Raw genomic sequence first — 23,148 nt, 5'->3', positions numbered from 1 at the left:
TGAGTTGAGGAACTGGCGGTTCGAAGCAAAGCCGGCGTAGTTAGTTGGTGGCAGGCTTTGCCTTGTCCTGGTCCTTGAGCTGGCTCCAGGCGTTCTGCTGGGAGAGCATCTGGCGAAGGTAAGTCACGTTCGCCTGCGCCTGTTCGGCCGAAAGCTCCTGCGAGGCGATCTTCTCGGCCTCGTCGAAGCGGCCCTGCAGGCCGACGACCAACGCCAGGTTCTGGCGGACGCGGCTGTCGGCGTTCGGCTGCTGGGCGGCCGAGTGCATATAGGTTTCGGCCGTGCGCAGGTCACCTTCCAGCACATAGGACATGCCGAGATTTGAAAGAATCGAAGGTTCGTTCGGCTTGAGGTCAAGCGCCTTGCGGTAATTCTGGCGCGCCTCGTCTCTCTGGCCAAGCTGGTCGAGAATCGCCGCTTCCGCCGACACCAGCTTCCAGTCGGGATATTCCGGTGTCTGCGCCCGGCGCACCGCGTCGAGCGCCGGCTCGAACTGCCCGTTGGCGGCAAGTGCCTTGCCATAGGCGGCGAGCACGTCGCGGTCCTTCGGCAGGGCGATCGCCAGTTTGCGCATCACGGCGAGCGATTGGTCGGCGTCGCCATCCATTTGCAGCGCCGCGGCATAATTCGTCGCGATGCGCTTGTCGTTGGGGTTCTTGGCGTAGGACTGACCGAGCGCGATCGTCGCCTTGTGCAACTCGCCGGCCGACATGGTTTCCAAGGGTTTGCCGCTGGTGCGTCCGATCGAGCCGGTTGTCAACTTGCTGGTCCCGCAGCCTGCAACGCTTGCACCGAGCGCTATTATGAGCGCCGTGGTGATCAGCCGCTTCCCCGTGGCGTTCGTCATGCGGTTGGTCGGCATCTGCACCAGGGCCTCCATTCGTGTACGTGGCCATTACATGGCCATCTTCCCTCCCGCAGAAATATTCTGTTAACCCTAACGGACAGTTAAAAAGCGCCGACTCGGAAGCCGGAGACCATCGAATGCCAGTCGAACTCATCGAGGGAAAACTGAAGACCACGCTGCCGGTTCACCTGGTGGCGAAGGATAGACTGGATGCAGCGGGCCTTGCCTCGTCCTGGCTCGCATGGGCCAAGGCCAACGGCTTTTCCGGTGAGGCCGGCAGGACGCTGATTGTACCCGACGAAAACGGCGCGCTTGCCGGCGCCCTGTTCGGCACGGGCGATGGCGAAGGCGCGCTTGCCATCGGTGCGCTGGCGAGAGCCTTGCCCGAAGGCGACTGGCATTTCGCCTCGGCACCCGCCGAACCGGAACTGGTGGCCGTCGCACTGGCGCTCGGCGGCTATGTCTTCACCCGCTACGGCAAAAAACCCGGCAAGGCGCTGCGTTTTTCGCTGCCGTCCGGCGCCGACGCGGCGCGTGTTCGCCGAACTGCCGATGGCGTTTTCCTGACGCGCGATCTGGTCAACACGCCGACCAGCGACATGGGACCGGACGAGTTGGAGAAGGCAGTTCGGACCCTGGCTGGGACGTACAAGGCCGAAGTGTCGGTAACCAAGGGCGACGACCTGCTTAAGAAGAATTTCCCGATGATCCATGCGGTCGGCCGCGCTTCCGTCGGTGCGCCGCGGCTGATCGACATGACATGGGGACCGGATAACGCCCCGAAGGTGACGCTGGTCGGCAAGGGCGTCTGCTTCGATACCGGTGGCCTCGACATCAAGCCGTCCTCGGGCATGCTCCTGATGAAGAAGGACATGGGTGGCGCGGCCAACGTATTGGGCCTTGCTTCGATGATCATGGCCGCCGGGCTGAAGGTCCGGCTGCGTTTGCTGATCCCGGCGGTCGAGAATTCGATCGCCGGCAACGCCTTCCGGCCCGGCGACGTGCTGGTGAGCCGCAAGGGCATCACCGTCGAGATCGGCAACACCGACGCCGAGGGACGGCTGGTGCTGGCGGACGCCTTGGCACTGGCAGACGACGACGAGCCGCAACTGCTGATCGACATGGCGACCTTGACGGGGGCTGCTCGCGTGGCGCTCGGTCCCGATCTGCCGCCTTTCTACACCGGTGATGAAGCGCTGGCGTCCGATCTGGCGGAGGCTTCCGCCGCGGTCGAGGATCCGCTGTGGCGCATGCCGTTGTGGAAACCCTATGACGCAAAGCTGTCGTCGAAGATCGCCGACATCAACAACGTCACGTCAGACGGTTTCGCCGGCTCTATCACGGCGGCGCTTTTCCTGAAGCGCTTCGTCGAGAAGACCGCTGCTTGGGCGCATTTCGACATCTTCGCGTGGAATCCGTCCGATCGTCCGTACGGTCTCGCCGGCGGCGAGGCGCAAGCCATCCGCGCGCTGGAAAGGGTCATCTCGAAACGCTACGCCTGACGCTAGCGGTCCGACAGGAAGGTATCGAGACTGAAACGGAACCGAAACAATTTTCCGTCATGCTGGCCGGATGTCGATTTCGATGCGCCCGAGCCAGGCCTTGCGACTGTGGCAGCAGGTGATGCTGTCTCAGGTGCGCGACGACGCACCGGACCTCACCATGCGCCAGACGGCGATCCTGTTCACCATCTATCTCGATCCGCCGCCGCATACGGTGCGCGGGCTCGCCGCCCGCCTCAATGTCACCAAGCCGGTCATCACCCGCGCGCTCGACACAATGGGCGCGATGAAGCTGGTGTCGCGCCATCGCGATGAGCTCGACAAGCGCAACGTGCTAGTCAAGCGAACCGTAGAGGGTGCTCTCTTTGTCGAGCGCTTCGGCGATGTTATCATTGCCAGAGCCCAGGAATTGCCCATCTGACCGAAACGCCCTTCTGAACGAGTTGCCGATTTGACCGCCAGGGATGCCCGCCTTCACGCCTTCCGTTCCGATCTCGCCGATGCCAGGCTGAAAGGTGAGGTCGCCGCCGATCGCTTTGTCGCCGGGCGGCCAGCGCGTATCGCCGCTTCCGTTGCCGATGTCCGCAAGGCGCCGAGCGCGGATGCCGGCGTCAACACGCAGCTTCTGTTCGGCGACGATGTCCTCGTCTTCGAAGACGTTGAGGGCTGGGCCTGGCTCCAGGCCGAACGCGACGGCTATGTCGGCTATGTCGCCGACACCGTGCTAAGCGCGCGGGACCATGCGCCAACCCATGTCGTCTCCGTGCCGCGCACTTTCCTCTATCCCGGACCGGATTTGCGGCTTCCGCTGAGTGGGTGGCTGTCGATGGGATCGGCGGTGACGGTGGCGGGCGCGGCCGAAACGCGCGGCACGCATTATGCGCTGCTGCCGTCCGGCGAGGCGGTCATATCGGGCCATCTCAGGCCTGTCGGAGAGCCGGCTGCCGACTACGTCGCGGTCGCGGAAACCTTTCTCGGCACGCCCTATCTGTGGGGTGGCGCCTCCGGCTTCGGCATCGATTGCTCCGGTCTCGTGCAACTGGCGATGCACATGGCCGGCAGGCAAGTGCTGCGCGATTCCGACATGCAGGCGGCGACCATCGGTGAGCCGCTCGAAGCTGGGCCGGATTTTGCTGAGTTGCGGCGCGGCGACCTGGTGTTCTGGAAAGGCCATGTTGCGATCATGACCGATCCGGAGACCATAATCCACGCCAACGGCCACACCATGCTGGTCTCGCGTGAAGGGTTCAAGGAAGCCATCGCCCGTATCGGCTATCTCTATGGCGGTCCGACAGGGTTCCGGCGGCCGTAATGTAAGCGCCTGTCCTTCTCCCCTTGTGGGAGAAGGAAGATGCTCGATCACCTTTTGTTCCGATTCGGCTTGGCGATCGCGCGCCGCCGCGCTACCTCTGGCGGGTGACAGAGCAGCCGCGTCTCGCCGAACAGAATGCCGCCGTTCACTTGCCCGAGCCATTCCTCAAATGGTTTGCGGAAAAGGGCTGGTCGCCGCGCGCGCATCAGATCGAATTGCTGGCGATCGCCCAAGCCGGACAATCGGTGCTGCTGATCGCGCCGACCGGTGCCGGCAAGACGCTGGCCGGGTTTCTGCCTTCATTAACCGAGCTGGCCGGCCGGCCAAGGAGAAGGCCGGGGCAGGCGCGTCGCGGCATCCATACGCTCTACATCTCGCCGCTGAAGGCGCTGGCGGTCGATATCGAGCGCAATCTCGGCAAGCCGGTCGAAGAGATCGGCCTGCCTGTCACCATCGAGACGCGCACCGGCGACACGCCCGCGCATAAGCGCCAGCGGCAGAAGTTGACGCCGCCCGACATCCTCCTGACCACGCCCGAGCAACTGGCGCTGCTGATTGCCGCGCCCGACGCCGGGCGCTTCTTCGAGGACCTGCACTACGTCGTGCTCGACGAATTGCATTCTTTGGTGACGTCGAAGCGCGGGCATCTCCTGTCGCTCGGTCTGGCCCGGCTGCGATCCTTTGTTCCCGGCTTGCAGACGATCGGCCTATCCGCGACGGTCGCCGAGCCCGATGAATTGCGCCGCTGGCTGGTCAGCCAGAACCCACCCGGCGGTATGGCCGAATTGATTGTCGTGACCGGCGGCGCCAAGCCGGAGATCTCCATTCTCGATTCGGAGGAGCGCGTGCCGTGGGCCGGACATTCGGCCCGCTACGCGACACCGGAGATCTACGGCGAGATCAAGCGACACAAGACGACCCTGCTGTTCGTCAACACGCGCAGCCAGGCCGAGCTGTTGTTTCAGGAATTGTGGCGGGTCAATGAGGACACCTTGCCGATCGCGCTGCATCACGGCTCGCTCGATGTCGCCCAGCGCCGGCGCGTCGAGAAAGCGATGGGCGAGAATACCTTGCGCGCCATTGTCGCCACTTCGACGCTCGATCTCGGCATCGACTGGGGCGACGTCGATCTGGTCGTGCATGTCGGCGCGCCGAAGGGCGCGAGCCGGCTGGCGCAGCGTATCGGCCGCGCCAACCACCGCATGGACGAGCCTTCGAAGGCCATCCTGATCCCCGCCAACCGCTTCGAGGTGCTGGAATGCCGGGCGGCGCTCGACGCCAATTATCTCGGCGCCCAGGATACACCGCCACTGGTCAATGGCGGGCTCGACGTGCTGGCGCAGCATGTGCTGGGTTGCGCTTGCGGCGCGCCATTCCTTGCCGATACCTTGTTCGAGGAAGTGCGAACAGCTGCACCTTATACCAGCCTCGATCGGCCGACATTCGATCGCGTCATCGATTTCGTCGCCACCGGCGGCTATGCGCTGAAGAACTATGAGCGCTACGCCCGTATCCGCCTGAACAAGGACGGGCTGTGGCGCGTGTCCAATCCTCGCATTGCCCAGCAATACCGGCTGAATGTCGGCACCATCATCGAGGTGCCGGCGCTCAACGTGCGTTACGTCCAGGCCGGCAGCAAGGGGTCCGCGTCGCGCGGCGGCCGCGTTCTCGGCAAGATCGAGGAGGCCTTCCTCGAAACGCTGACGCATGGCGATACCTTCATGTTCGCCGGCAAGGTGCTGCGCTTCGAAGGTATCCGCGAGAATGAGTGCTTCGTCTCGAATGCGCCCGGCAGCGACGCCAAGGTGCCTTATTATGGCGGCGGCAAATTCCCGCTTTCGACCTACCTCGCCGAACAGGTCCGCATCATGCTGGATGACCCGCAGCGATGGAAGAAGCTGCCGGAGCAGGTCGCCGACTGGCTGCGCTTCCAGGCCGACAAATCGGTGCTGCCGAAACGCGACGACCTGCTGATCGAGACCTTTCCGCGCGGCAACCGGCACTATCTGGTGGCCTATCCGTTCGAGGGCAGGCTGGCGCACCAGACGCTCGGCATGCTGCTCACCCGCCGGCTCGACAGGGCGGGAGCCAGGCCGCTCGGCTTCGTCGCCACCGACTATGCACTTGCCATATGGTCGCTGGCCGATATGGGCAGGATGTTCAGGGCGAAGAAACCGTCGCTGGCCGCGCTTTTCGACCAGGATATGCTGGGCGACGATCTCGAAGCCTGGCTGGCCGGCAGCTGGCTCTTGAAGCGCACTTTCCGCAATTGCGCGCTTATCTCGGGACTGATCGAAAAACGTCATCCGGGCCAGGAGAAGAGCGGCCGTCAGGTCATCGTGTCGACCGACCTCATCTACGACGTTCTGCGCAGCCATGAGCCCGATCACATCCTGTTGCAGGCGACGCGTGCCGATGCGGCCACGGGTCTGCTGGATGTCAGCAGACTTGCCGAGATGCTCTCGCGTATCCAGGGACGAATCGTGCATAAGCACCTTGAGCAGATCTCGCCGCTCGCCGTGCCGATCATGCTCGAGATCGGCAAGATGCCGGTGCATGGCGAGGCCGATGATACGCTGCTGATGGATGCGGCAACGCTGGTCGAGGAGGCCATGGGGACGCAATGACGCGCGTGCTGGCCACGACTTTGCCCCTGGCGGGCGCCGACTCTATCGGCATCGCCGGCGAGCGCGCGATCTGCGATCGGCGCGGCGTGCTTTATTTTCCCGAGCTTCGGCTGCTGACTGTCTCCGACCTGCATCTGGAAAAGGGTTCGTCGCTGGCACGGCGCGGCACGTTGATCCCCCCCTATGACACGGGTGCGACATTGCTCCGGCTGCAGGCGGTGATTGCCGATTATCAGCCGGCGATCGTCATCAGCCTGGGCGACAGCTTTCATGATGGTGGCGGCGCGGCGCGCATGCACTCAAGCTTTCGCGAACGCCTGGAAGGACTGATGGCCGGCCGCGACTGGTTCTGGGTTGCCGGCAACCATGATCCGGACGCGCCGGCCGACCTGCCTGGCGAGACGGTGCGCGAGCTGGCCATCGGCGCTCTGGTATTCCGGCATGAGCCTTCGGCAGTGAGAGTGGAAGGCGAAATATCAGGCCATCTGCACCCTTGCGCCCGCATCGTGCAGCAAGGCCGCTCAGTGCGGCGGCGCTGCTTTGCCGGTGACGGCGGCCGCATGATCATGCCGGCTTTCGGCGCCTATACCGGCTCGCTTAATGTGCTCGACCGCGCCTATGCCGGGCTGTTCCGCCGCGAAACGCTGATGGCCTATATGCTCGGCGCTGAGCGCATCTTCGCGATTTCCCGCTCGATGCTCAGGCCGGGCTGAGCTGCTCTACCTGCCATAGTAGAGGGTGACGGTGTGCTTCGCCTCGGCGAAGAACAGCCAGCGTTCGACCAGCATGCCGGCGAATTGGACGATTGCGGCGAGTGTCGACAGCACCGCCGCGTAGGGCCATGGCAAGGCGAACACGGCAACCAGCAGCAAAACAGGCGAGGCGAAGGCCAGCACTTGCGTGATCTGGCGCAGTCGCGCCTTATGCTTGCGCGCGACGCGAAAGCCCATCTCCTTGAGCAGATAGTTTTCCTCGGTGTGCGGCCATTCCAGCGACCGCACCGTACCGCCGGCAAGCCCGGTCGCGGTGTTGGCGTTGGTCGGGATTTCCAGCCTGTCATTGTATCGCCAGGTTGCCAGCTTCCAGCCCCAGCCGAGCAACGTCAGCAGCACGCAAGCTGCCAGAAGGATGGTCGAGCCGAGGGCGAAACCCTGCAGCAGCGCGTTGAGAAGCACGCTGCCGCTCATCGCCGAATAAATCAGATAGCCGGGCAGAGTGAAGCGGCTGTGCCACTGGGCGATCGGCTTCAGCGACGCGTAAATCATGCCGGTGGTGCAGACGGTGACGACCGCGCCGACCGCAGCCAGCAGCCCGGCGACAGCCACCCAGCCGTTCGTGCGACCGAGGACCACCCAGCCTATGGCGAACAACCCCGCCGGCACGAAGGTCGCAACCGACGCAATGCCTTCGCGCGACAACCATGAGCTTCGCCATTGCGAAAACGCGCGCCAGGCGCGTTCGGGCCGGCCGAGGTGGCCGGCCGACGACAGCAGGCCGGCCGAGATCAGGCCGAGCGCCAGCCCCATGCCGACGAGGCTGAGCCAGAAATTTGGCGGGACGAACCCTAGTCCGGCCAGCACGCCGAGCAACGCGAGCAGGCCGTAACCGGCGCCCGTGGCAGTGGTGAAAAAGACGACGGAGAAGGCTGGATGCATGGAGGCGCTGGTCAGTGCGAAAGCATGCGGTCGACCCAGCCGAGGAAACCGCCTTCGGCCCGCACCGGCTCGAGCACCGGCGCCGGCACCGATGCGGCGCGCTGCGTGTGGGCGCGCGGCGGCAGGTATTTGTTGGTCGGCTGATAGCCGAGTTCGGGCATCAGGTCGACGCCGCCGCGCTCGGCTACCAGTTGCGAGATCGCCGACGCCGGGTCGCCGAGATCGCCGAAATGCCGCGCGCTGGTTGGACAGGCAGCGACGCAGGCCGGCACCCGGTCTTCTTCCGCCAGATTGTCGTTATAGATGCGGTCGACGCACAACGTACATTTCTTCATCACGCCGACATCGGTGTCGAATTCGCGGGCGCCATAGGGGCAGGCCCAGCTGCACAATTTGCAGCCGATGCACTTGTCCTCGTCGACCAGCACGATGCCGTCCGAGGCTCGTTTGTAGGAGGCTCCGGTCGGGCAGACGGTGACGCAGGCCGGCGTCTCGCAATGCAGGCAGGAGCGTGGGAAATTGACCGTGCGCCCGCCTATCTCCGTGATGTGCTCATAGCTGTGCACGCGGTTGAACCAGACCCCGTCGACATCGCCGCCATAGGGATCGATGTCGGTCAGCGGCGCCATGTGACCGCCGGTGTTCCATTCCTTGCAGGCGGTAACGCAGGCCTGGCAACCGACGCAGGTGTCAAGGTCGATGACGAGGCCGAGCTTTTTGTCGGTATGGGCGGGGAGACAGGTCATGGTCTGGCGGCTTCTCTTTCCCGGCGAAACTCGGCGCCGAAACTGAGCTTGTCGGGCGAGGGTTCGAAATGCGGCGGTTGCCGGAAGCGCTCGAACTGCGGCTCGGTGAAGCCGGCTTCTTCAGCCGCGCATCTGACGATGCGGACGCGCAGGTCGAACCATGCCGCCTGGCCGGTGACCGGGTCGGAATTCGAATAGCGCTTGCCGTTCGCATCGGCAGAGGTCTGGTCGCCGATGATATGGTTGAGCAGGAAGCCGCGGTTGGATTCGGCGGCGTCATCCTTCAGCCCCCAGCTGCCGCGCCGCTTGCCGATGGCGTTCCAGGTCCACACCGTGTCGGCGTTAACGCCATCAACCAGCTTGATCTGTCCCTTGACCTTGCCGTTGATGCTCTCGATCCACACCCAGTCGTCATCGACAAGGCCGAGGCCGGCGGCGGTCCGATTGTGCACGAACAACCGGTTCTGGCTGGTGATCTGCCTGAGCCAGGCGTTCTGCGAGCCCCAGGAATGATACATGTGCATTGGCCGCTGCGTCAGCGCATGCAGTGGGTATTTTTCTGTGTCGACAGCCGCCTCCTCGAAGGGAGCGTACCAGAACGGCAGCGGGTCCATATAGGTCTCGATACGGCTGCGCTCGGCTTCCGGCGGCAGCACCCGGCCATGGCCGCGCGCGGCGAGGCGAAAGCGCTGGATTGGCTCGGAATAGAGCTGGAACACAATCGGCTCGGCTTTCGGGATGAAGCCCATGCTCTCGGCGAAGTCGAGATAGGAGCGGTTGGCCATCTTGTAGTAGCGCTGGTCGGCGGCGAAATCCTGATGCCAGAAGCCGCCATTGTCGATGTAGCGCTGAAGCTGATCAGGATAGGCCTCGCCCTTGCCGATCGAGGTTCCGTCCTTGCCGCGCCAGCCGGCGAGCGGGCCGATGCCCGGCGTGCGCTCATGATTGACGATGTAATCGGCGTAGTCGCGGTATTTGGCCGAGCCGTCGTCGTCGACGAAGCCGGGCAGGCCGAGCCGCGCGCCGAGCTCGATCAGCACCGTCTGGAACGGACGGACGTCGCGGTCCGGCTCGACGACGGGATGGCGGATGGCGTCGCCTGGGCCGTCGGCATGGCTGATCGGCCGATCGAGCAGGCTGATGCAGTCATGCCTTTCGAGATAGGTGGTGTCGGGAAGCACGAGATCGGCGAACGGCACGGTCTCGGAATAATAGGCGTCGGAATAGATGATGAAGGGGATCTTGTAATTTCCGGCCTCGTCGCTGTCGGTCAGCATCGCCATCGTCTCGACGGTGTTCATCGACGAGTTCCAGGCCATGTTGGACATGTACATCATCAGCGCGTCGATCTTGTAGGGATCTCCGGCCCAGGCGTTGCGGATGACCGTGTGCATGAGGCCGTGCGCGGCGAGCGGCGCGTCCCATGAATATGCCTTGTCGATGCGAACAGGCGTGCCGGCGTGATCGACGAGCAGATCGTCCGGTCCGCAGACGAAACCGAGCGGCATGCCTTCGAGCGGCGTCATCGGCCTGACATCCTTGCCCGCCGGCTTCGGCCCCGGCGGCGCCGACCGGGGATAGGGCGGTTTGAAGCGAAACCCGCCCGGCACGTCCACCGTGCCGAGAAGTACCTGGAGGAGGTGGATGGCGCGGCAGGTGTGAAAACCGTTCGAATGGGCCGAGATGCCGCGCATCGCATGCATCGACACCGGCCGGCCCTTGATCGTCTCGTGCCGGCGGCCGGCCCAGTCGGTCCACGCTATCGGTAATTCAATTGCTTGCTCGAAAGCGATATGCGCCAATTCGGCGGCGATCCGGCGGATGGTGTCGGCGAGAACGCCACAGCGTTCGGCGACCGCTTCGGGAGAATAGCTCTCGTCCAGATAGCGGTCAGCGACGAGCTGGAAGACCGGCACGCAACGGCGGCCATCGACTGTGAAGCTACCGGTCAGCGCCGGCTTTGCGTCGGCATCGGTGGCGCTGACGGGCACTTTCGCCACCCTGTCCCAGGCCAGCGGATTGCCGTTACCGTCGCGTGCGAACAGCCCATCGTCGGCAGCATCCCGCTCTTGGATGACGAGCACATGGGCGTTGGTGTAGCGCAAGAGATAATCGAGGTCGACGCGGCCGGCCTTCAGCAGTTCATGGATGAGGGCAAACACGAACAGGCCGTCGGTGCCGGGCCGGATGCCGATCCAGTCATCGGCGATGGCGTTGTAGCCGGTGCGGCACGGATTGATCGAAACCACCTTGGCGCCGCGTGCCTTGAGCTTGCCGAGACCGATCTTGATCGGATTGGAATCATGATCTTCGGCGACGCCGAACAGCATGAAGTATTTGGTGTTGTCCCAGTCGGGTTCGCCGAACTCCCAGAACGAGCCGCCGATCGTATAGAGGCCGCCGGCCGCCATATTGACCGAGCAGAATCCGCCATGGGCGGCGAAATTCGGTGTGCCGAACTGGCTCGCCCACCAGCCGGTCAGCGATTGCGACTGATCGCGCCCGGTGAAGAAGGCGAGTTTCTTCGGGTCGGTGCGGCGTATCCTTGAAAGCCGTTCCGTCGCGATGGAAAATGCTTCCTCCCACTCGATCTCGCGAAACTCTCCCGAGCCGCGCGGACCGGTGCGCAGCAATGGTTTCTTCAACCGGGCCGGGCTGTAATGCTGCATGATGCCGGCGCTGCCCTTGCCGCACAGCACGCCGCGATTGACCGGATGGTCCTTGTTGCCGTTGATGTAGCGGACCTTGCCATCCTTGATGTGGACGTCGATGCCGCAGCGGCAGGCGCACATGTAGCAGGTGGTCTTGGCTATGCTGTCGGAGACGACAGGCGACGTATCGACGCCATCGCCCTCATCGGGCGCGCGCGTGTCGGCAAGCGACCGTTGGGACGGTGCGGAATTGGCGCCGCGCAGCGGTCCGTGGGTCATGATCCGGTGCTTTTGCGGTCTGCGAATTTGGCTCTCGTCTTCGGCCCGGGGCCGCGCATGTAGTGTTCTTCCGGATGATAACGGTTGCCGGCAAGCCGACGCCGCAGACCGCGGGTCCAATGGGCAAACAAGGATTTGAACCGCCCGATCACTTTTCTACCCGTTGCAAGCCGGCCGCGATTTTTTTCCGACTCCGCCCGGAAAATTAGAACAAAGCAATCAATCCGTCTAACAAGTTGCTCTTGTAATTCCAATCGAATTTCTTTCTTAATTCTCCCATGACCCTGGACCAACTGCGGATCTTCGTTGCTGTCGCCGAACGGGGGCACATGACCAAGGCGGCCGAGCTGCTGGGCATTTCCCAGTCGGCGGCCTCGGCCGCTATCCGCTCGCTCGAACAGCAGCATGGCGTCCAGCTGTTCAACCGGGTCGGTCGCAACATCGAGCTGGCGCAGACCGGGCGCAGGTTCCTGCCCGAGGCCAAGGCCGTGCTCGAACGGGCGGCTGCCGCCCACGACGTGCTGGAGCACGTCTCGCAGACGATCACCGGCAGCCTTTCGATCGCCGCAAGCCAAACCATCGCCAGCTATTGGCTGCCGCGCCGGCTGGCCTCCTTCCACGAGGCCTATCCCGCCGTCAGGCTAAGCGTGACCATCGGCAACACGAGACAGGTCGAGACCAATGTCCTGGACGGCACGGCGGATTTTGGTCTGGTCGAGGGTCGCACTGAATCCGACATATTGCGGCGTGCCAAGGTTGATGTGGATCGCCTGATGCTGGTCGTGGCGCATTCGCATCCCGAGATCGCTGAAGTCTCGCGCGGGCATCCCGATATCAGGGAGCTCCGCTGGATCATCAGGGAGGGCGGATCGGGTACGCGCGAGGTGCTGGAAGATCTTGCCCGCCGCGAAGGGATCTCGTTCGCAGACCTGCGGATATTCCTGGTGCTGCCGAGCAACGAGGCGGTCCGTCAGGCGGTCGAGGCTGGCGCCGGCGCCACCATCATTTCGGAACTCGTTGTCGAACGCGCCGTTGCCGAAGGCAGCTTGCGTTCCGTGCCGATCGATCTGCCGAAACGTGATTTCGCCGTGATCACGCATCGTGACCGGCAGGCAAATCTGGCCCAGATGGCGCTCAAGGCGCATCTGGGCGCGAAGGCCGGCGAGACCGTCCGCGGGTAAGCCGGGTCAGCCGAATTTCCGCTGCGCATCGAGCGCCAGCCCAAGCCCGACCGAGCCGAACATATCACCTTCGATGACGGACGCCTGCGGCACCAAGGCCAATATCTGCTGCCTTGCCAGCGGGATGGCGGTCGATCCGCCGGTCAGGAACACTGCGGTGATGGCGGATGGTTTCACCTGCGCGTCGCGGATCGTCTCGCCAACCGTCGCGGCCACCCGTTCGATATCCCTGGCAATCGTGGCCTCGAGCCCGGCGCGGGAAATTTCTGCCGCGAAACTCGCCCCGGGCAGCGCGACTACGACATCACCAGAAACTTGCTCCGTCAGCTCGATCTTGGCCGTTTCGACCAAAGCGGCCAGCGCGTGCCCGTAACGATGCTCGACGATGTGGATGAAGCGGTCGACCAGGTCGGTGCGTTCCGCCTCGTAGCGGATCTGGCGCAAATGGGTCATCGCCCTGGCGGTGTAGACCAGATTGATGCGTTGCCATGTCGCCAAGTCGATGAAGTAGCTGGCCGGCAAGTTGCGCTTGCCGTCCTTGGTCGGCGAGAGGTAGCCGAGTTGCGGCATCACATGGGTGATGCTCAACAGCCGATCGAAGTCGGTGCCGCCGATGTGGATGCCTCGGCTCGCCAGGATGTCGTCCTTGCGATCGAGGGAGCGGGCGCGCTGCGGCGAGACCCGCACGATCGAGAAGTCGGACGTGCCGCCGCCCATGTCGACGATCAGCGCCAGTTCTTCCCGCGTGACCTTCTGCTCGTAGTCGAGCGCCGCCGCGATCGGCTCGAACTGGAAGGCGATATGCTTGAAGCCTTGGGTGCGGGCCGCGTTTTCGAGTTCACCTTCGGCCTTGGCATCGGCCTCGGCATCGTCGTCGACAAACGGCACGGGACGACCGAGCACCACGCTTTCAACCGTGTCGTCCGCATCCTCTTCCAGCCTTTTCCTGAGATGGCCGACGAACAGACCAATGATTTCGGTGAAGGCGATCGATCGGGACTTGATGCGCGTCTTTTCATGGACAAGCGAACTGCCGAGCACGCTCTTCAGCGAGCGCATCAGGCGACCTTCGATGCTGTCGGTATAGTTGGCGATGGCGCGGCGCCCAAAATAAGTGCGGTTGTCCTCGAAATTGAAGAACACGGCGGTCGGCAGTGTGACCTCGCCGTCTTCCAGCGCCACCAGCCGTGGCTGCCCGTTCCTGACCACGCCCACTGTGGAATTCGAAGTGCCGAAGTCGATACCGCCGAAAGCTGATCGCATCGTGAAGCCTGTATTCTGATTGTGGGGGAGCGACAGCTCGTGTCCGGTCGGTCGGGGTCGCGGTCTAACCCATGAGCCCCAAAAGGGGAACAACCTTTCGCAAGGGGCTAGTCCTTTCGGAAGACCAGTCTTCCTAGCCAGCCGGTCAGCATGGCCAGCGATACAGCGAAGACGCCGTAGAGAAAGGAATAATCGTGGGCAACGCGGAAGATCGACTGTTCGAAACCGGACTTGCGGATTTCGAGCTGGGCGGAGCTTTCCTTGATGAACAGGCCGCTCTTGAACAGGAATGCACGGGCCTTGTGGGTGCCGACTGGAACGTTGGGGGCAAGCCGGACGGTGGCACGGAACAGGTTCTGCGACAGGAACTGCACGCCTCCGACATTCTCGCTGTAGAGGCCGGTCGCCGTTTTGCGCTCGCGCAGCGCCGCGGTGAATTCCTGGATTGTCGCCGGACTGTCGCCATCGTCGGCCGGCTGCATGTAGATGTTGGCGGCGCCGAGCGACAATTGCTTGTAGCTGTTGGGGTCGGTTACGTCCTGCAGCGGTCGCGTCGTCGCCACAGAATAGGACACCGGCACATTCTCGAAGGTCTCGGACTCCAGATTGATCCAGATGCCGAGCACCCGGTCCTTGCGGCGCACGACGACCGGCCGGGCCGGACCTTCAAGCACGACGATGATGTCGTAGCGCCCTTGGCGCGCGACAAGCGGGTCGGCATTTTCCAATGAGCCGAAAATGGTGAGATCGGCACCGGAAAACCCGGCAGTGATTGAGACATGGTCGGTGGACAGGCCGATCTGGATGTTTTCGGTAACCGGCGTCTGCGCTTTTCCCGGTGACGAGGCGGCGAGCAGCGACAGCGAGGCAACGGCCAAGAACGCCCTCAAGCCCGCCATCAGGTCGGATCCACGCCGGATAGGGAATAGAGGTTGGGCGGCGTCACGAATAGGTCGATGGCGAGCCGGATAGCAACCGCCAGCACCAGCAATGCCAGCAGCGCCCTGAGCTGCTCGCCACGCAGCCTTTGGCCGGCCTTGGCGCCGTATTGCGCGCCGGCGACGCCGCCCGCCATCAACAGGAAGGCGAGCATGACGTCGACTGTCTGATTGGTGGTGGCATGGACCAGCGTGGTGTAGGCCGAGGTGAAGATGATCTGGAATAGCGAGGTGCCGATGACGACGTTGGTCGGCACTTTCAAGAGATAGATCAGCGCCGGTACCATGATAAAGCCGCCGCCGACGCCCATGATCGACGACAGGAAACCGATGCCGGCACCGAGGCCGAGCACCGGGATGACGCTGACGAAAAGCTTCGAGGCCCTGAACCGCATCTTCAGCGGCAAGCGGTGGATCCAATTGTGCTGGCCGGATTTCTTCAGCACTGGCGCCGCGCCGCTGCGCGTGGCGCGCAGCGCATTGACGCTCTCGACCAGCATCAGCCCGCCGACGGTGCCGAGCAGCACGACATAGAGCAGCGAGATGAACAGGTCGAGTTGGCCGAGCCGCCGTAAGAAGCCAAAGACAAAGATGCCGCCGGTTGAGCCGACGATGCCGCCTGCCAAAAGCACACCGCCGAGCTTGAAGTCGAGCGTGCCGCGCTTCACGTGCGACAATGCGCCGGAGAAGGAGGAGGCGATAACCTGGTTGGCGCCGGTGGCGACCGCGATCGCCGGCGGTATGTTGTAGAAGATCAGCAGCGGCGTGATAAGGAAGCCGCCGCCCACTCCGAACATGCCCGAAAGGAAACCCACCGCCGCGCCCATGGCCAGCAGCACGAAGATGTTGACGGAAATTTCCGCGATCGGGAGATAGATGCCCACCCGTCAGTCTCGATCAGTTTGCCTCTCGACGAATGCAACCGTTGCGGGCATTTCGCGCCAAGAAGCCTATCTCGTTCTTGCGCCGGCCGGGCGGCGAAGTCAAACCTCGCCACGCCGCCGAAACAAAAAACAACTCAATCAGTTAACAGGCAAATGTGTGGCAAAGGCGTCGCGGAAACGACGCATCTGACGTTATTTGCGCGCAAGCAGCGCCTTGACCAGTTTTTCGTCGAGCGCGCCCGTCGGCTTCAAGTCGTTGTCGGTCTGGAAAGCCATGATGGCATCCTCGGTTTTCTGGCCCATCACGCCGTCGGCATTGCCGGCCTCATAGCCGTTCTTGTTGAGAATGCGCTGGATGTTCTGAACGACCTTCTTCATGTCGACGCTGGCGGTCGTCTGCGGCGTGCCGTCCTGCCATGATTCGGGAATGTCGGCCGAATTGGCCGCAGGATCGAGCGGCTTTGCCTTCCACAGTTCGGCGGCGGCGCGTGCGCGTTCGAGCTGCTCGGGCCTGAGCGCCTTGGCGATCTCGTCGCGCTTTGCCGCCGCATCCTTGTCGCCGGTCTTGGCAACGAGCGCGAACCATTTGTAGGAATCTTCGAGATTCTGCTTCATGCCGACGCCCTTCGCCGCCAGGATGCCGAGATTGAACTGGCTGTCCTTGACACCGAGATCGGCGGCCGCCTGGAACCAGTGCGCGGCCGATTCATTGTCGGTCACGCCGTCCGCAGCCATGGCAAAGAGCACGGCGAGATTGTGCATGGCGCTGGCGTTGCCCTGCTCCGCGGCGAGCTGGTACCAGGTCTTCGCCTTCTTGACGTCGCGCGCGACGCCGGTGCCCTTCTCATAGAAGTTGCCGATGCGGTATTCTGCCGGTGCGAACCCGAGTTCGGCTGATTTCTCGTACCATTTGGCGGCCGCTGCCATGTCTTGCTTGACGCCGCGCGATTCGGCGTAGCGCGAGCCGATCTCGAACAACGCCTTGGCGTCGCCGCCGGCCGCTGCGTCACGCAAGGCAGCCGGGCCGGCATCGGTTGGGATGTCGATCTTGGCAGTGGCCGCCGCCGTCGAAGCATCCGCAGGCGTGACCGTGCCGGTCATCTCCTGGGTCGCGGGGGTGGTGGCCGGCGCTGTGGCCATTGGCTCGGCGTCCGCAACCGTGGGGCCCGCAGGTGTCGACGCTGTCACGTTCGCCGCCGGATCGGTCGGCGCCGTTGGAGTGATGAGCGCAGGAACAGGCTCAGCCTCGGGTCCGGTGTCCATCGGCGTTTCGGGGTCAGACGGCGCGGCGAGGGCGGTCCGTGACGGCATGTCGTCCTCGGCTACCGATTCGGACGGCTCTGCCTGCCGGACGGCGCGGGCTGGCGCGCTGTCCTGTGCTGCAGTTAGCGCGTCCGTCTTCGGCTCGCTGGCTGTACCGGCCGACGCGGTTTCCGCTGGCTGCGCGGCCACGATCGGCGACGCATCGTTGCTCGCCATTTCGACGGGGTCGGAGACAAAGGCCTTGCCCAATTGCAGGCCGGCGAGCGCCAGCATGACTGCGGCGGCTGCCATCAGGATCGGCTTGCGTCGCGCCTTGAGCAGGTCGCCGATCCTGAGCGCCTTCACTGGGCCGCTCATCGTCGATTGCCGCTTGAGAGCGTCGGCTTCGGCAGCGGCCGCTTGCGCCGCGCGTCTGGCTGCGGCGATGAAGTCGGATTTCGATGCATCGGCATTGCCGGCCCTGACCGGCGGTCCGCGTTCGTCGCGCACGCGCTTCATGATGGCGTTGAGGTCGGGTGGGCCGGAGCCGGGCTCCAGCGGCCGGTTGGCAACCTTCGGATCCAGCGGCTCGTCGAGATCGGCGCTCGGTATCTCGACATCAGGCGCCGAGCCGGCAAGCGGTGGAACGTCTGCCTCCTTCTTACCCTTGAAGACGCGCGCCAGTCCGCCGAGCATCGACTTCCGGCCGCCGGGCTGCTCACTTTTCTCCGTCACCGTATCCGAACCAAGCGCCGCCATGGCCGCGGCCGCAGCGGCTTCGGCCGGCGTGCGCGGTTCGCTACGCGAACCTGGCTCATTGCGCATGATAGCAGCGGCGCGGCTGTCAAGGTCGGCCATGTCTCCAGTCAGCGGCAATGGCTGGTCGATATCCATCGACGGCGCGTCCTGGACCGCGATCTTGGAGGCTCGTGCCGCCCGCGCGCGCACCGGCGCAGCAGGCTGCGTGAACTCGCTCGCGGCTTCGGTCGGCTCGCCCGTTTCCAGCGAGCCCAGTCGGTCGACGATCTTGAGCAGCGTGTCGTGGATGGCCTCGAAGGTCCTCGAATTGCGCTCGTCGGAACGGCGCGTCAGTGCTTCGAGCGTCTTCAGATCCTGGGCGAGGCCGGAGACGGCCGCCGTGTTGGCACTGGAGCCGGCCAGCGAACGGACGGCGCTCTCGGCTGCCTCGCGCGCAGCGCTGAGGATGGAATCGCGGGTGTCAGCCAGCGACTTCTCGATTTCGTCGAGACGAGGGCTGATGTCCTCGAATTCCGGCAATGGCGTGCCGGGCTTCGAAAGATGCGCCGACAGACCCGCGACTTGCGCCTCCAGGCTGCGGATCAGGGCCGGGTCGATGCCGGCGACTTGTGCCGCCGATGAATCCAGCCGGCTTGAAATATCTTCGAGGCGGCCTTCCAGGCCACGGATCGCCGCTTCGCTTGCGGAATCGGGAACGCGCGTTTCCATGCGCTGGGCCAGCGCGCTGAAGCGGGCGTCGATGGCGTCCATGATGCCGGCGCCGTCGATCTGCGGCATGCGCTGGTCCAGCCTGTCGACGACTTCGTCCAGCCGGCGCTCAAGATCACGAAACAGCATGTTGCCTTGTTCGATCGCGTCGCCTTGGCGGCGCTCCATCATTCCGGACAGCACGTCGAAACGTTGCTCCAGCCCCTGGAAGATGTAGTCGGCATCCGGCATGGCCGGCGCCCGGTCGATCTTGTCGGCAATGAGCGCGATCTGCTTGTCGAGACGCTCCATCGCCTGCTCCGGCAAATTGGCCCGGCCGGCAAGATCGTCGACCCGGCTCGACAGCATGTTGAGGCGGTCGATGACCTCGCCGCTGGGGTGAACTTGCGTGACTTCCTCGATCTGCTGGGCAAGCGAGGCGATCCGCTTCTCGATGCGTTCGAAGAGTTCGGGGTCGAACGAATTAGCCTGCGCGGCGACGGTGGATGCGACGATAGCGCGGGAAATCTCGTCCAGCCGCTCGTCGATCATACCGAATGTGCTGCTGCCGCGATTGTCCTGCTGCCTGGCGAAATGATCGACGGCGCTGGCAAGCGTGCGGACCTTCTCTTCGATCGACCGCAGCGACAGCGACTCCGGCAAATTGTTGACGGCGTTGCTGATCTGTTCGAGCCGGTCGGTCAGCATCGAAAGACCGGGTGCGTCCGACCGCTTGCGCTGATCGGCATCGACACGATCCTCGAACGCGGTCCAGCGGCGGTCGAAATCGTCCCAGCGGCGGCCGACCGCCTGCACGCTCTCCTCGCGCGCCAGCGTGTCGAGCGCGGCCTTGACCTGCTCCAGTTCGAGCCGGAGCATGTTGACGCTCCTGTCGTCGCTCCTTTCCGCCAGAGTCTGGATAGCGCCGGAAAGCCGCTCGAACTCGACGCCGAGTTCGGCGCTGCCTTTGCCGCCTCCCGATTGACCTCCCGGCTGGGCGCTTGCCTGGAAAGCCCGCTCGATGTCCTTGCGCAGCGCTTCGAATTCGCGCTGCAGGCCGGCGGTCATCTGGTGGCGCAGTTCCTCGCGCAGGCCGCGCAATTCGCCGGCGATCTTGCCAACCACGGCGACGCCGTCTTCTTGGCCGCGCACACGGTCGATATCGCGGGCGATCGCCTGGTAACTCTGGTCTAAGGCAGCCGGCTCCGGGCTTTTCGGTGGCTGCGCCGGGCGCGGATCCTCATAGGGCCGGGCGCTGGCATAGCGCGGCTCCGCGCTCGGCCGGCGCGGATCGGGACGCTCGCTCAGGTCCTCGCGCGTCCGCTCCAGCCGCTGCTCCAGCGTTTCCAGGGAACGGTTGAGCTGTTCAAGCGTGGTGTGCGGCCTGCGCTGCCTGCCGGCGTTGAGTGTATCGAGATAGGACCGCTTGCTGTTCATCGATGCGCCCGTTCAGAATTACTGCTGGCTTATGACCAGTTTCCCAAAGCCCTGCCGGAAACGAAGGCGGCCGCGCGGCTTGCTGCGGTGGAAGACGAGCTTCCCGGGTTTCACCCACGCTCCGAAAAACCGTGAAAAATTCGCTACAGGATAAACACGGGTAACCGACATGCGCACATTTCGCCCAACGTGGTAAACAACGCGTTAACTAAGCTTAAGAAGTTACAACGTTGTTGGCGGGCCGCCTAAGCGCCGCCGGGCCATGCGCTGGCGGATGCGGCAAAAAGTTCCTCCCCCACAACGCCCTTGCTTCGTGAGGCGGCTATCGGTATAGAATTGACGTAAACGTAAAGGTGCACAGACTGTGCCGTTTGCGATTTGTTTGTTGAAACCACGAGTGGAAGCACGCCCCCGCTTCCGCTCAGGCGACGCAAGGTCCGGGACCGCGGCGCCACCAGATGGGGAAAGCCAGTGACCATGAAACTTGTTTCGCCCGGCGAAGCCGCGGCCAATACCAATGACATGTCTGACAAAGCAGGCGAGGATCTTGTCCGCATCGGCGAGATGGCCAAGAAATACGGAGTAACGCTGCGCACGCTGCGTTTCTACGAGGACAAGGGTCTTCTCACTCCGCAGCGCGACGGCTCGACCCGTCTCTACACGCGACGCGACAAGGCGCGGCTGAAGCTGATCCTGCTCGGCCGCAAGGTCGGATTCTCGCTGCGCGACGTCAAGCAGATGATGGATCTGTATGACCCGACTGGCTCCAACACCAAGCAGTTGCGACTGGCGCTCGACAAGTCGGAGAAGCAGCTTGCCCGTCTGCAGAAGCAGCGGGCGCTGATCGACGATGCCATCAACGAGTTGAGCAACTCGATGGCGGCGGTGCGTCAGATGTTGATCGAACGTTCGGCGCCGCAGGCCAGCGCCGCCGGATAATTCGGCCTCGCCGGCTTCCGGTGAACGGCCTTCTGACGAACGAGAGCCGCGTGGCGTTGGCCGCGCGGCTCTTTCTGCCTTCCGGCTGCGTCGGGATGAATACATTTCAATCGTTCCGCACTGGTTTCAATGGTGTAGCGCCGCTACGCTCGCGGGTGAGGCCCCGGGAAAAATTTGCCACATCAAAAATTGACGTTTACGCAAACGTCAACTTTTGCTATCCCGACCTGAACATTGGTCCGCATGCTGTCCCTGATTCATTTTTTGGGGCTTGATTTCGGAGCCAAGGCCGCATGGTGGAGGAAACGCATGCCGATCTACAGGGCGCCGGTCCAGGACACGCTGTTCGTGCTGAACGAGGTACTGGGCTACCAGCGCTATTCCAATCTTCCCGGATTTTCCGACGCGACGCCGGATGTGGTCGAGGCCATCCTCGCCGAAGGCGCCAAGCTCGCCGAAAATGTCATGCAGCCGCTGAACCGCGTCGGCGACATGGAAGGCTGCGTGCGCCATGACGACGGTTCGGTGACGACGCCGAAAGGCTTCAAGGAGGCCTTCGACCAGTATCGCGATGGCGGCTGGATGGGGCTGGCCGCACCCGTCGAATTTGGCGGCCAGGGTCTGCCTTACGCGGTGCATACCGCTGTTTCCGAATATATGGTTTCGGCCAACATGTCGCTGATGATGTATCCCGGCCTGACGCAGGGCGCGATCGCGGCGATCATTACCCATGGCACCGACGAGCAGAAGGCGACATGGCTGCCGAAGCTGGTCGGGGGCATCTGGACCGGCACCATGAACCTGACCGAGCCGCATTGCGGCACCGATCTCGGCCTGCTGCGCACCAAGGCGGTTCCGAATGGCGACGGCACCTACAGGATCTCAGGCCAGAAGATCTTCATCTCGGCCGGCGAGCACGACATGTCGGACAACATCGTCCACCTGGTGCTGGCCCGCATCGAGGGCGCACCGGAAGGCGTGAAGGGTATTTCGCTGTTCATCGTGCCGAAGCTCAAGCTCGATGCATCCGGCCATCCGGGCGAGAAGAACACCGTCTCCTGCGGCTCGATCGAGGAGAAGATGGGCATCCATGGCAATTCGACCTGCGTCATGAACTATGACGAGGCGCAAGGCATGCTGCTCGGCGACGCCAATGGCGGGCTGAAGGCCATGTTCACGATGATGAACGAGGCCCGGCTCGGCGTCGGCCTGCAAGGGCTCTCTCTGTCGGAGGTCGCCTACCAGAACGCTGTGTCCTATGCCAAGGATCGCCTGCAGGGCCGCTCGCTGTCCGGGCCGAAGGCGCCGGACAAGAAGGCCGATCCGATCATCGTCCATCCCGACATCCGCCGCAGCCTGATGACCATGAAGGCCTTCAACGAGGCCGGCCGCGCGCTGGCGCTGTGGACGGCGATCAAGTCGGACATCGCGCACCGTGCCAGTGACGACAAGGACCGCCAGGCCGCCGACGACTACACCGGGCTGATGACGCCGGTGGTCAAGGGCGTGCTCACCGACAAGGGTTTCGACCACGCGGTGATGGCGCAGCAAGTGTTCGGCGGCCACGGCTATATCGAAGAACACGGCATGAGCCAGTTCGTGCGCGATGCCCGCATCGCCATGATCTACGAGGGCGCCAACGGCATCCAGGCGCTCGACCTCGTCGGCCGCAAGCTGGCCTTGAATGGCGGCCGCGCCGTGCAGGCCTTCTTCAAGCAGGTCGGCGAGTTCTGCGAGGAGAACCGCACTGACGAGAAGATGGCGCCCTTTACCAAGGCGCTGAAGAAGGGCCTCAACGATCTGCAGGCGGCGACGATGTGGCTGATGCAGAACGGCATGGCCAAGCCCGACAACGCCGGTGCCGCCTCGACCGACTACATGCATCTCTTCGGCCTGGTGGCGCTGGGCTATATGTGGGCGCAGATGGCCAAGGCAGCCGGGGCGAAATTGGCGAATGACGCCAATGGTTCTTCGGCCTTCTACGACAGCAAGCTGGTGACGGCGCGCTTCTTCATGGAGCGGATCATGCCGGAGACGTCGGCGCACCTCGCCCGCATCTCCAGCGGCGCGGACACGCTAATGGCGCTGCCGGCGGAAGCGTTCTAAGCTCGACGTTCCCCTCCCCCTCGAGGGGAGGGTGGCCCGAAGGGCCGGGAGGGGTCCTGCGTGCAGTGCGCCGACCTCTATTCTGGTGACATG

General features: G+C 63.9%; 16 protein-coding genes. 8 read left to right on the top strand and 8 right to left on the bottom strand.

Annotated features, from left to right (window positions below; translation table 11 throughout):
* Window positions 1–40 precede the first annotated feature (40 nt).
* Complete coding sequence (locus CIT26_RS16570; RefSeq protein ID WP_095493716.1) at window positions 41–862, bottom strand: tetratricopeptide repeat protein; 822 nt, start codon at window positions 860–862, stop codon at window positions 41–43.
* 122 nt (window positions 863–984) lie between these two features.
* Here CIT26_RS16570 and CIT26_RS16565 point away from each other — a divergent pair, with 122 nt between their 5' ends.
* From CIT26_RS16565 to pdeM, 5 genes are all read left to right on the top strand, one after another.
* Window positions 985–2,349 carry a leucyl aminopeptidase family protein gene (locus tag CIT26_RS16565; protein ID WP_095493570.1) on the top strand — a complete coding sequence of 455 codons (1,365 nt, stop codon included), beginning with the start codon at window positions 985–987 and terminating at the stop codon, window positions 2,347–2,349.
* Between the two features lie 70 nt (window positions 2,350–2,419).
* Window positions 2,420–2,770: a MarR family winged helix-turn-helix transcriptional regulator gene (locus CIT26_RS16560; RefSeq protein ID WP_095493569.1), complete on the top strand. Its 351-nt coding sequence runs from the start codon at window positions 2,420–2,422 to the stop codon at window positions 2,768–2,770.
* Between the two features lie 30 nt (window positions 2,771–2,800).
* Window positions 2,801–3,661, top strand: coding sequence for a C40 family peptidase (locus CIT26_RS16555; protein ID WP_095493568.1), 861 nt, complete (start codon window positions 2,801–2,803; stop codon window positions 3,659–3,661).
* 104 nt (window positions 3,662–3,765) lie between these two features.
* Window positions 3,766–6,288 carry a ligase-associated DNA damage response DEXH box helicase gene (locus CIT26_RS16550; protein WP_095493715.1) on the top strand — a complete coding sequence of 841 codons (2,523 nt, stop codon included), beginning with the start codon at window positions 3,766–3,768 and terminating at the stop codon, window positions 6,286–6,288.
* Window positions 6,285–7,001 carry a ligase-associated DNA damage response endonuclease PdeM gene (pdeM, locus tag CIT26_RS16545; protein WP_095493567.1) on the top strand — a complete coding sequence of 239 codons (717 nt, stop codon included), beginning with the start codon at window positions 6,285–6,287 and terminating at the stop codon, window positions 6,999–7,001. The genes CIT26_RS16550 and pdeM overlap by 4 nt, the downstream gene beginning before the upstream one ends.
* A 6-nt stretch (window positions 7,002–7,007) precedes the next feature.
* On the opposite strand, the gene CIT26_RS16540 is transcribed toward pdeM, so the two are convergent.
* The 3 genes from CIT26_RS16540 to CIT26_RS16530 are packed head-to-tail and all read right to left on the bottom strand — an operon-like array spanning window position 7,008 to window position 11,619.
* A complete protein-coding gene (locus tag CIT26_RS16540; protein WP_095493566.1) occupies window positions 7,008–7,943 on the bottom strand; it encodes a dimethyl sulfoxide reductase anchor subunit family protein in 936 nt (311 codons plus the stop codon).
* Between the two features lie 11 nt (window positions 7,944–7,954).
* Window positions 7,955–8,689 carry a 4Fe-4S dicluster domain-containing protein gene (locus tag CIT26_RS16535; protein ID WP_095493565.1) on the bottom strand — a complete coding sequence of 245 codons (735 nt, stop codon included), beginning with the start codon at window positions 8,687–8,689 and terminating at the stop codon, window positions 7,955–7,957.
* Window positions 8,686–11,619 carry a molybdopterin oxidoreductase family protein gene (locus CIT26_RS16530; protein ID WP_095493564.1) on the bottom strand — a complete coding sequence of 978 codons (2,934 nt, stop codon included), beginning with the start codon at window positions 11,617–11,619 and terminating at the stop codon, window positions 8,686–8,688. The genes CIT26_RS16535 and CIT26_RS16530 overlap by 4 nt, the downstream gene beginning before the upstream one ends.
* 278 nt (window positions 11,620–11,897) lie before the next feature.
* Between CIT26_RS16530 and CIT26_RS16525 the strand changes: the two genes are divergently transcribed.
* Entirely contained in the window at window positions 11,898–12,800 is a 903-nt protein-coding gene (locus CIT26_RS16525) for a LysR substrate-binding domain-containing protein (protein ID WP_095493563.1), read from the top strand.
* A 6-nt stretch (window positions 12,801–12,806) separates the two neighbouring features.
* Here CIT26_RS16525 and CIT26_RS16520 read toward each other — a convergent pair whose 3' ends face one another.
* The 4 genes from CIT26_RS16520 to CIT26_RS16505 form a co-directional block, all read right to left on the bottom strand.
* Window positions 12,807–14,063 (bottom strand): Hsp70 family protein, encoded by a 1,257-nt coding sequence (locus tag CIT26_RS16520; RefSeq protein WP_095493562.1) that lies wholly within the window; start codon window positions 14,061–14,063, stop codon window positions 12,807–12,809.
* Window positions 14,064–14,170: 107 nt separating this feature from the next.
* Window positions 14,171–14,962: a TIGR02186 family protein gene (locus CIT26_RS16515; RefSeq protein WP_095493561.1), complete on the bottom strand. Its 792-nt coding sequence runs from the start codon at window positions 14,960–14,962 to the stop codon at window positions 14,171–14,173.
* On the bottom strand, window positions 14,962–15,885 hold the full coding sequence (locus tag CIT26_RS16510; RefSeq protein ID WP_095493560.1) for a sulfite exporter TauE/SafE family protein: 924 nt from the start codon (window positions 15,883–15,885) through the stop codon (window positions 14,962–14,964). The genes CIT26_RS16515 and CIT26_RS16510 overlap by 1 nt, the downstream gene beginning before the upstream one ends.
* A 192-nt stretch (window positions 15,886–16,077) precedes the next feature.
* Window positions 16,078–20,010: a peptidoglycan-binding protein gene (locus CIT26_RS16505; protein WP_095493559.1), complete on the bottom strand. Its 3,933-nt coding sequence runs from the start codon at window positions 20,008–20,010 to the stop codon at window positions 16,078–16,080.
* A 477-nt stretch (window positions 20,011–20,487) separates the two neighbouring features.
* Between CIT26_RS16505 and CIT26_RS16500 the strand changes: the two genes are divergently transcribed.
* Window positions 20,488–20,949 carry a MerR family transcriptional regulator gene (locus tag CIT26_RS16500; protein WP_095493558.1) on the top strand — a complete coding sequence of 154 codons (462 nt, stop codon included), beginning with the start codon at window positions 20,488–20,490 and terminating at the stop codon, window positions 20,947–20,949.
* Between the two features lie 309 nt (window positions 20,950–21,258).
* Window positions 21,259–23,055, top strand: a complete 1,797-nt coding sequence (locus tag CIT26_RS16495; protein WP_095493714.1) for an acyl-CoA dehydrogenase — start codon at window positions 21,259–21,261, stop codon at window positions 23,053–23,055.
* The last annotated feature ends 93 nt before the right edge of the window (window positions 23,056–23,148 follow it).

Origin of the sequence: Mesorhizobium temperatum, assembly GCF_002284575.1 — a bacterium.
Lineage (GTDB): Bacteria > Pseudomonadota > Alphaproteobacteria > Rhizobiales > Rhizobiaceae > Mesorhizobium > Mesorhizobium temperatum.
This window is presented reverse-complemented; position numbering and strand designations above follow the sequence as displayed.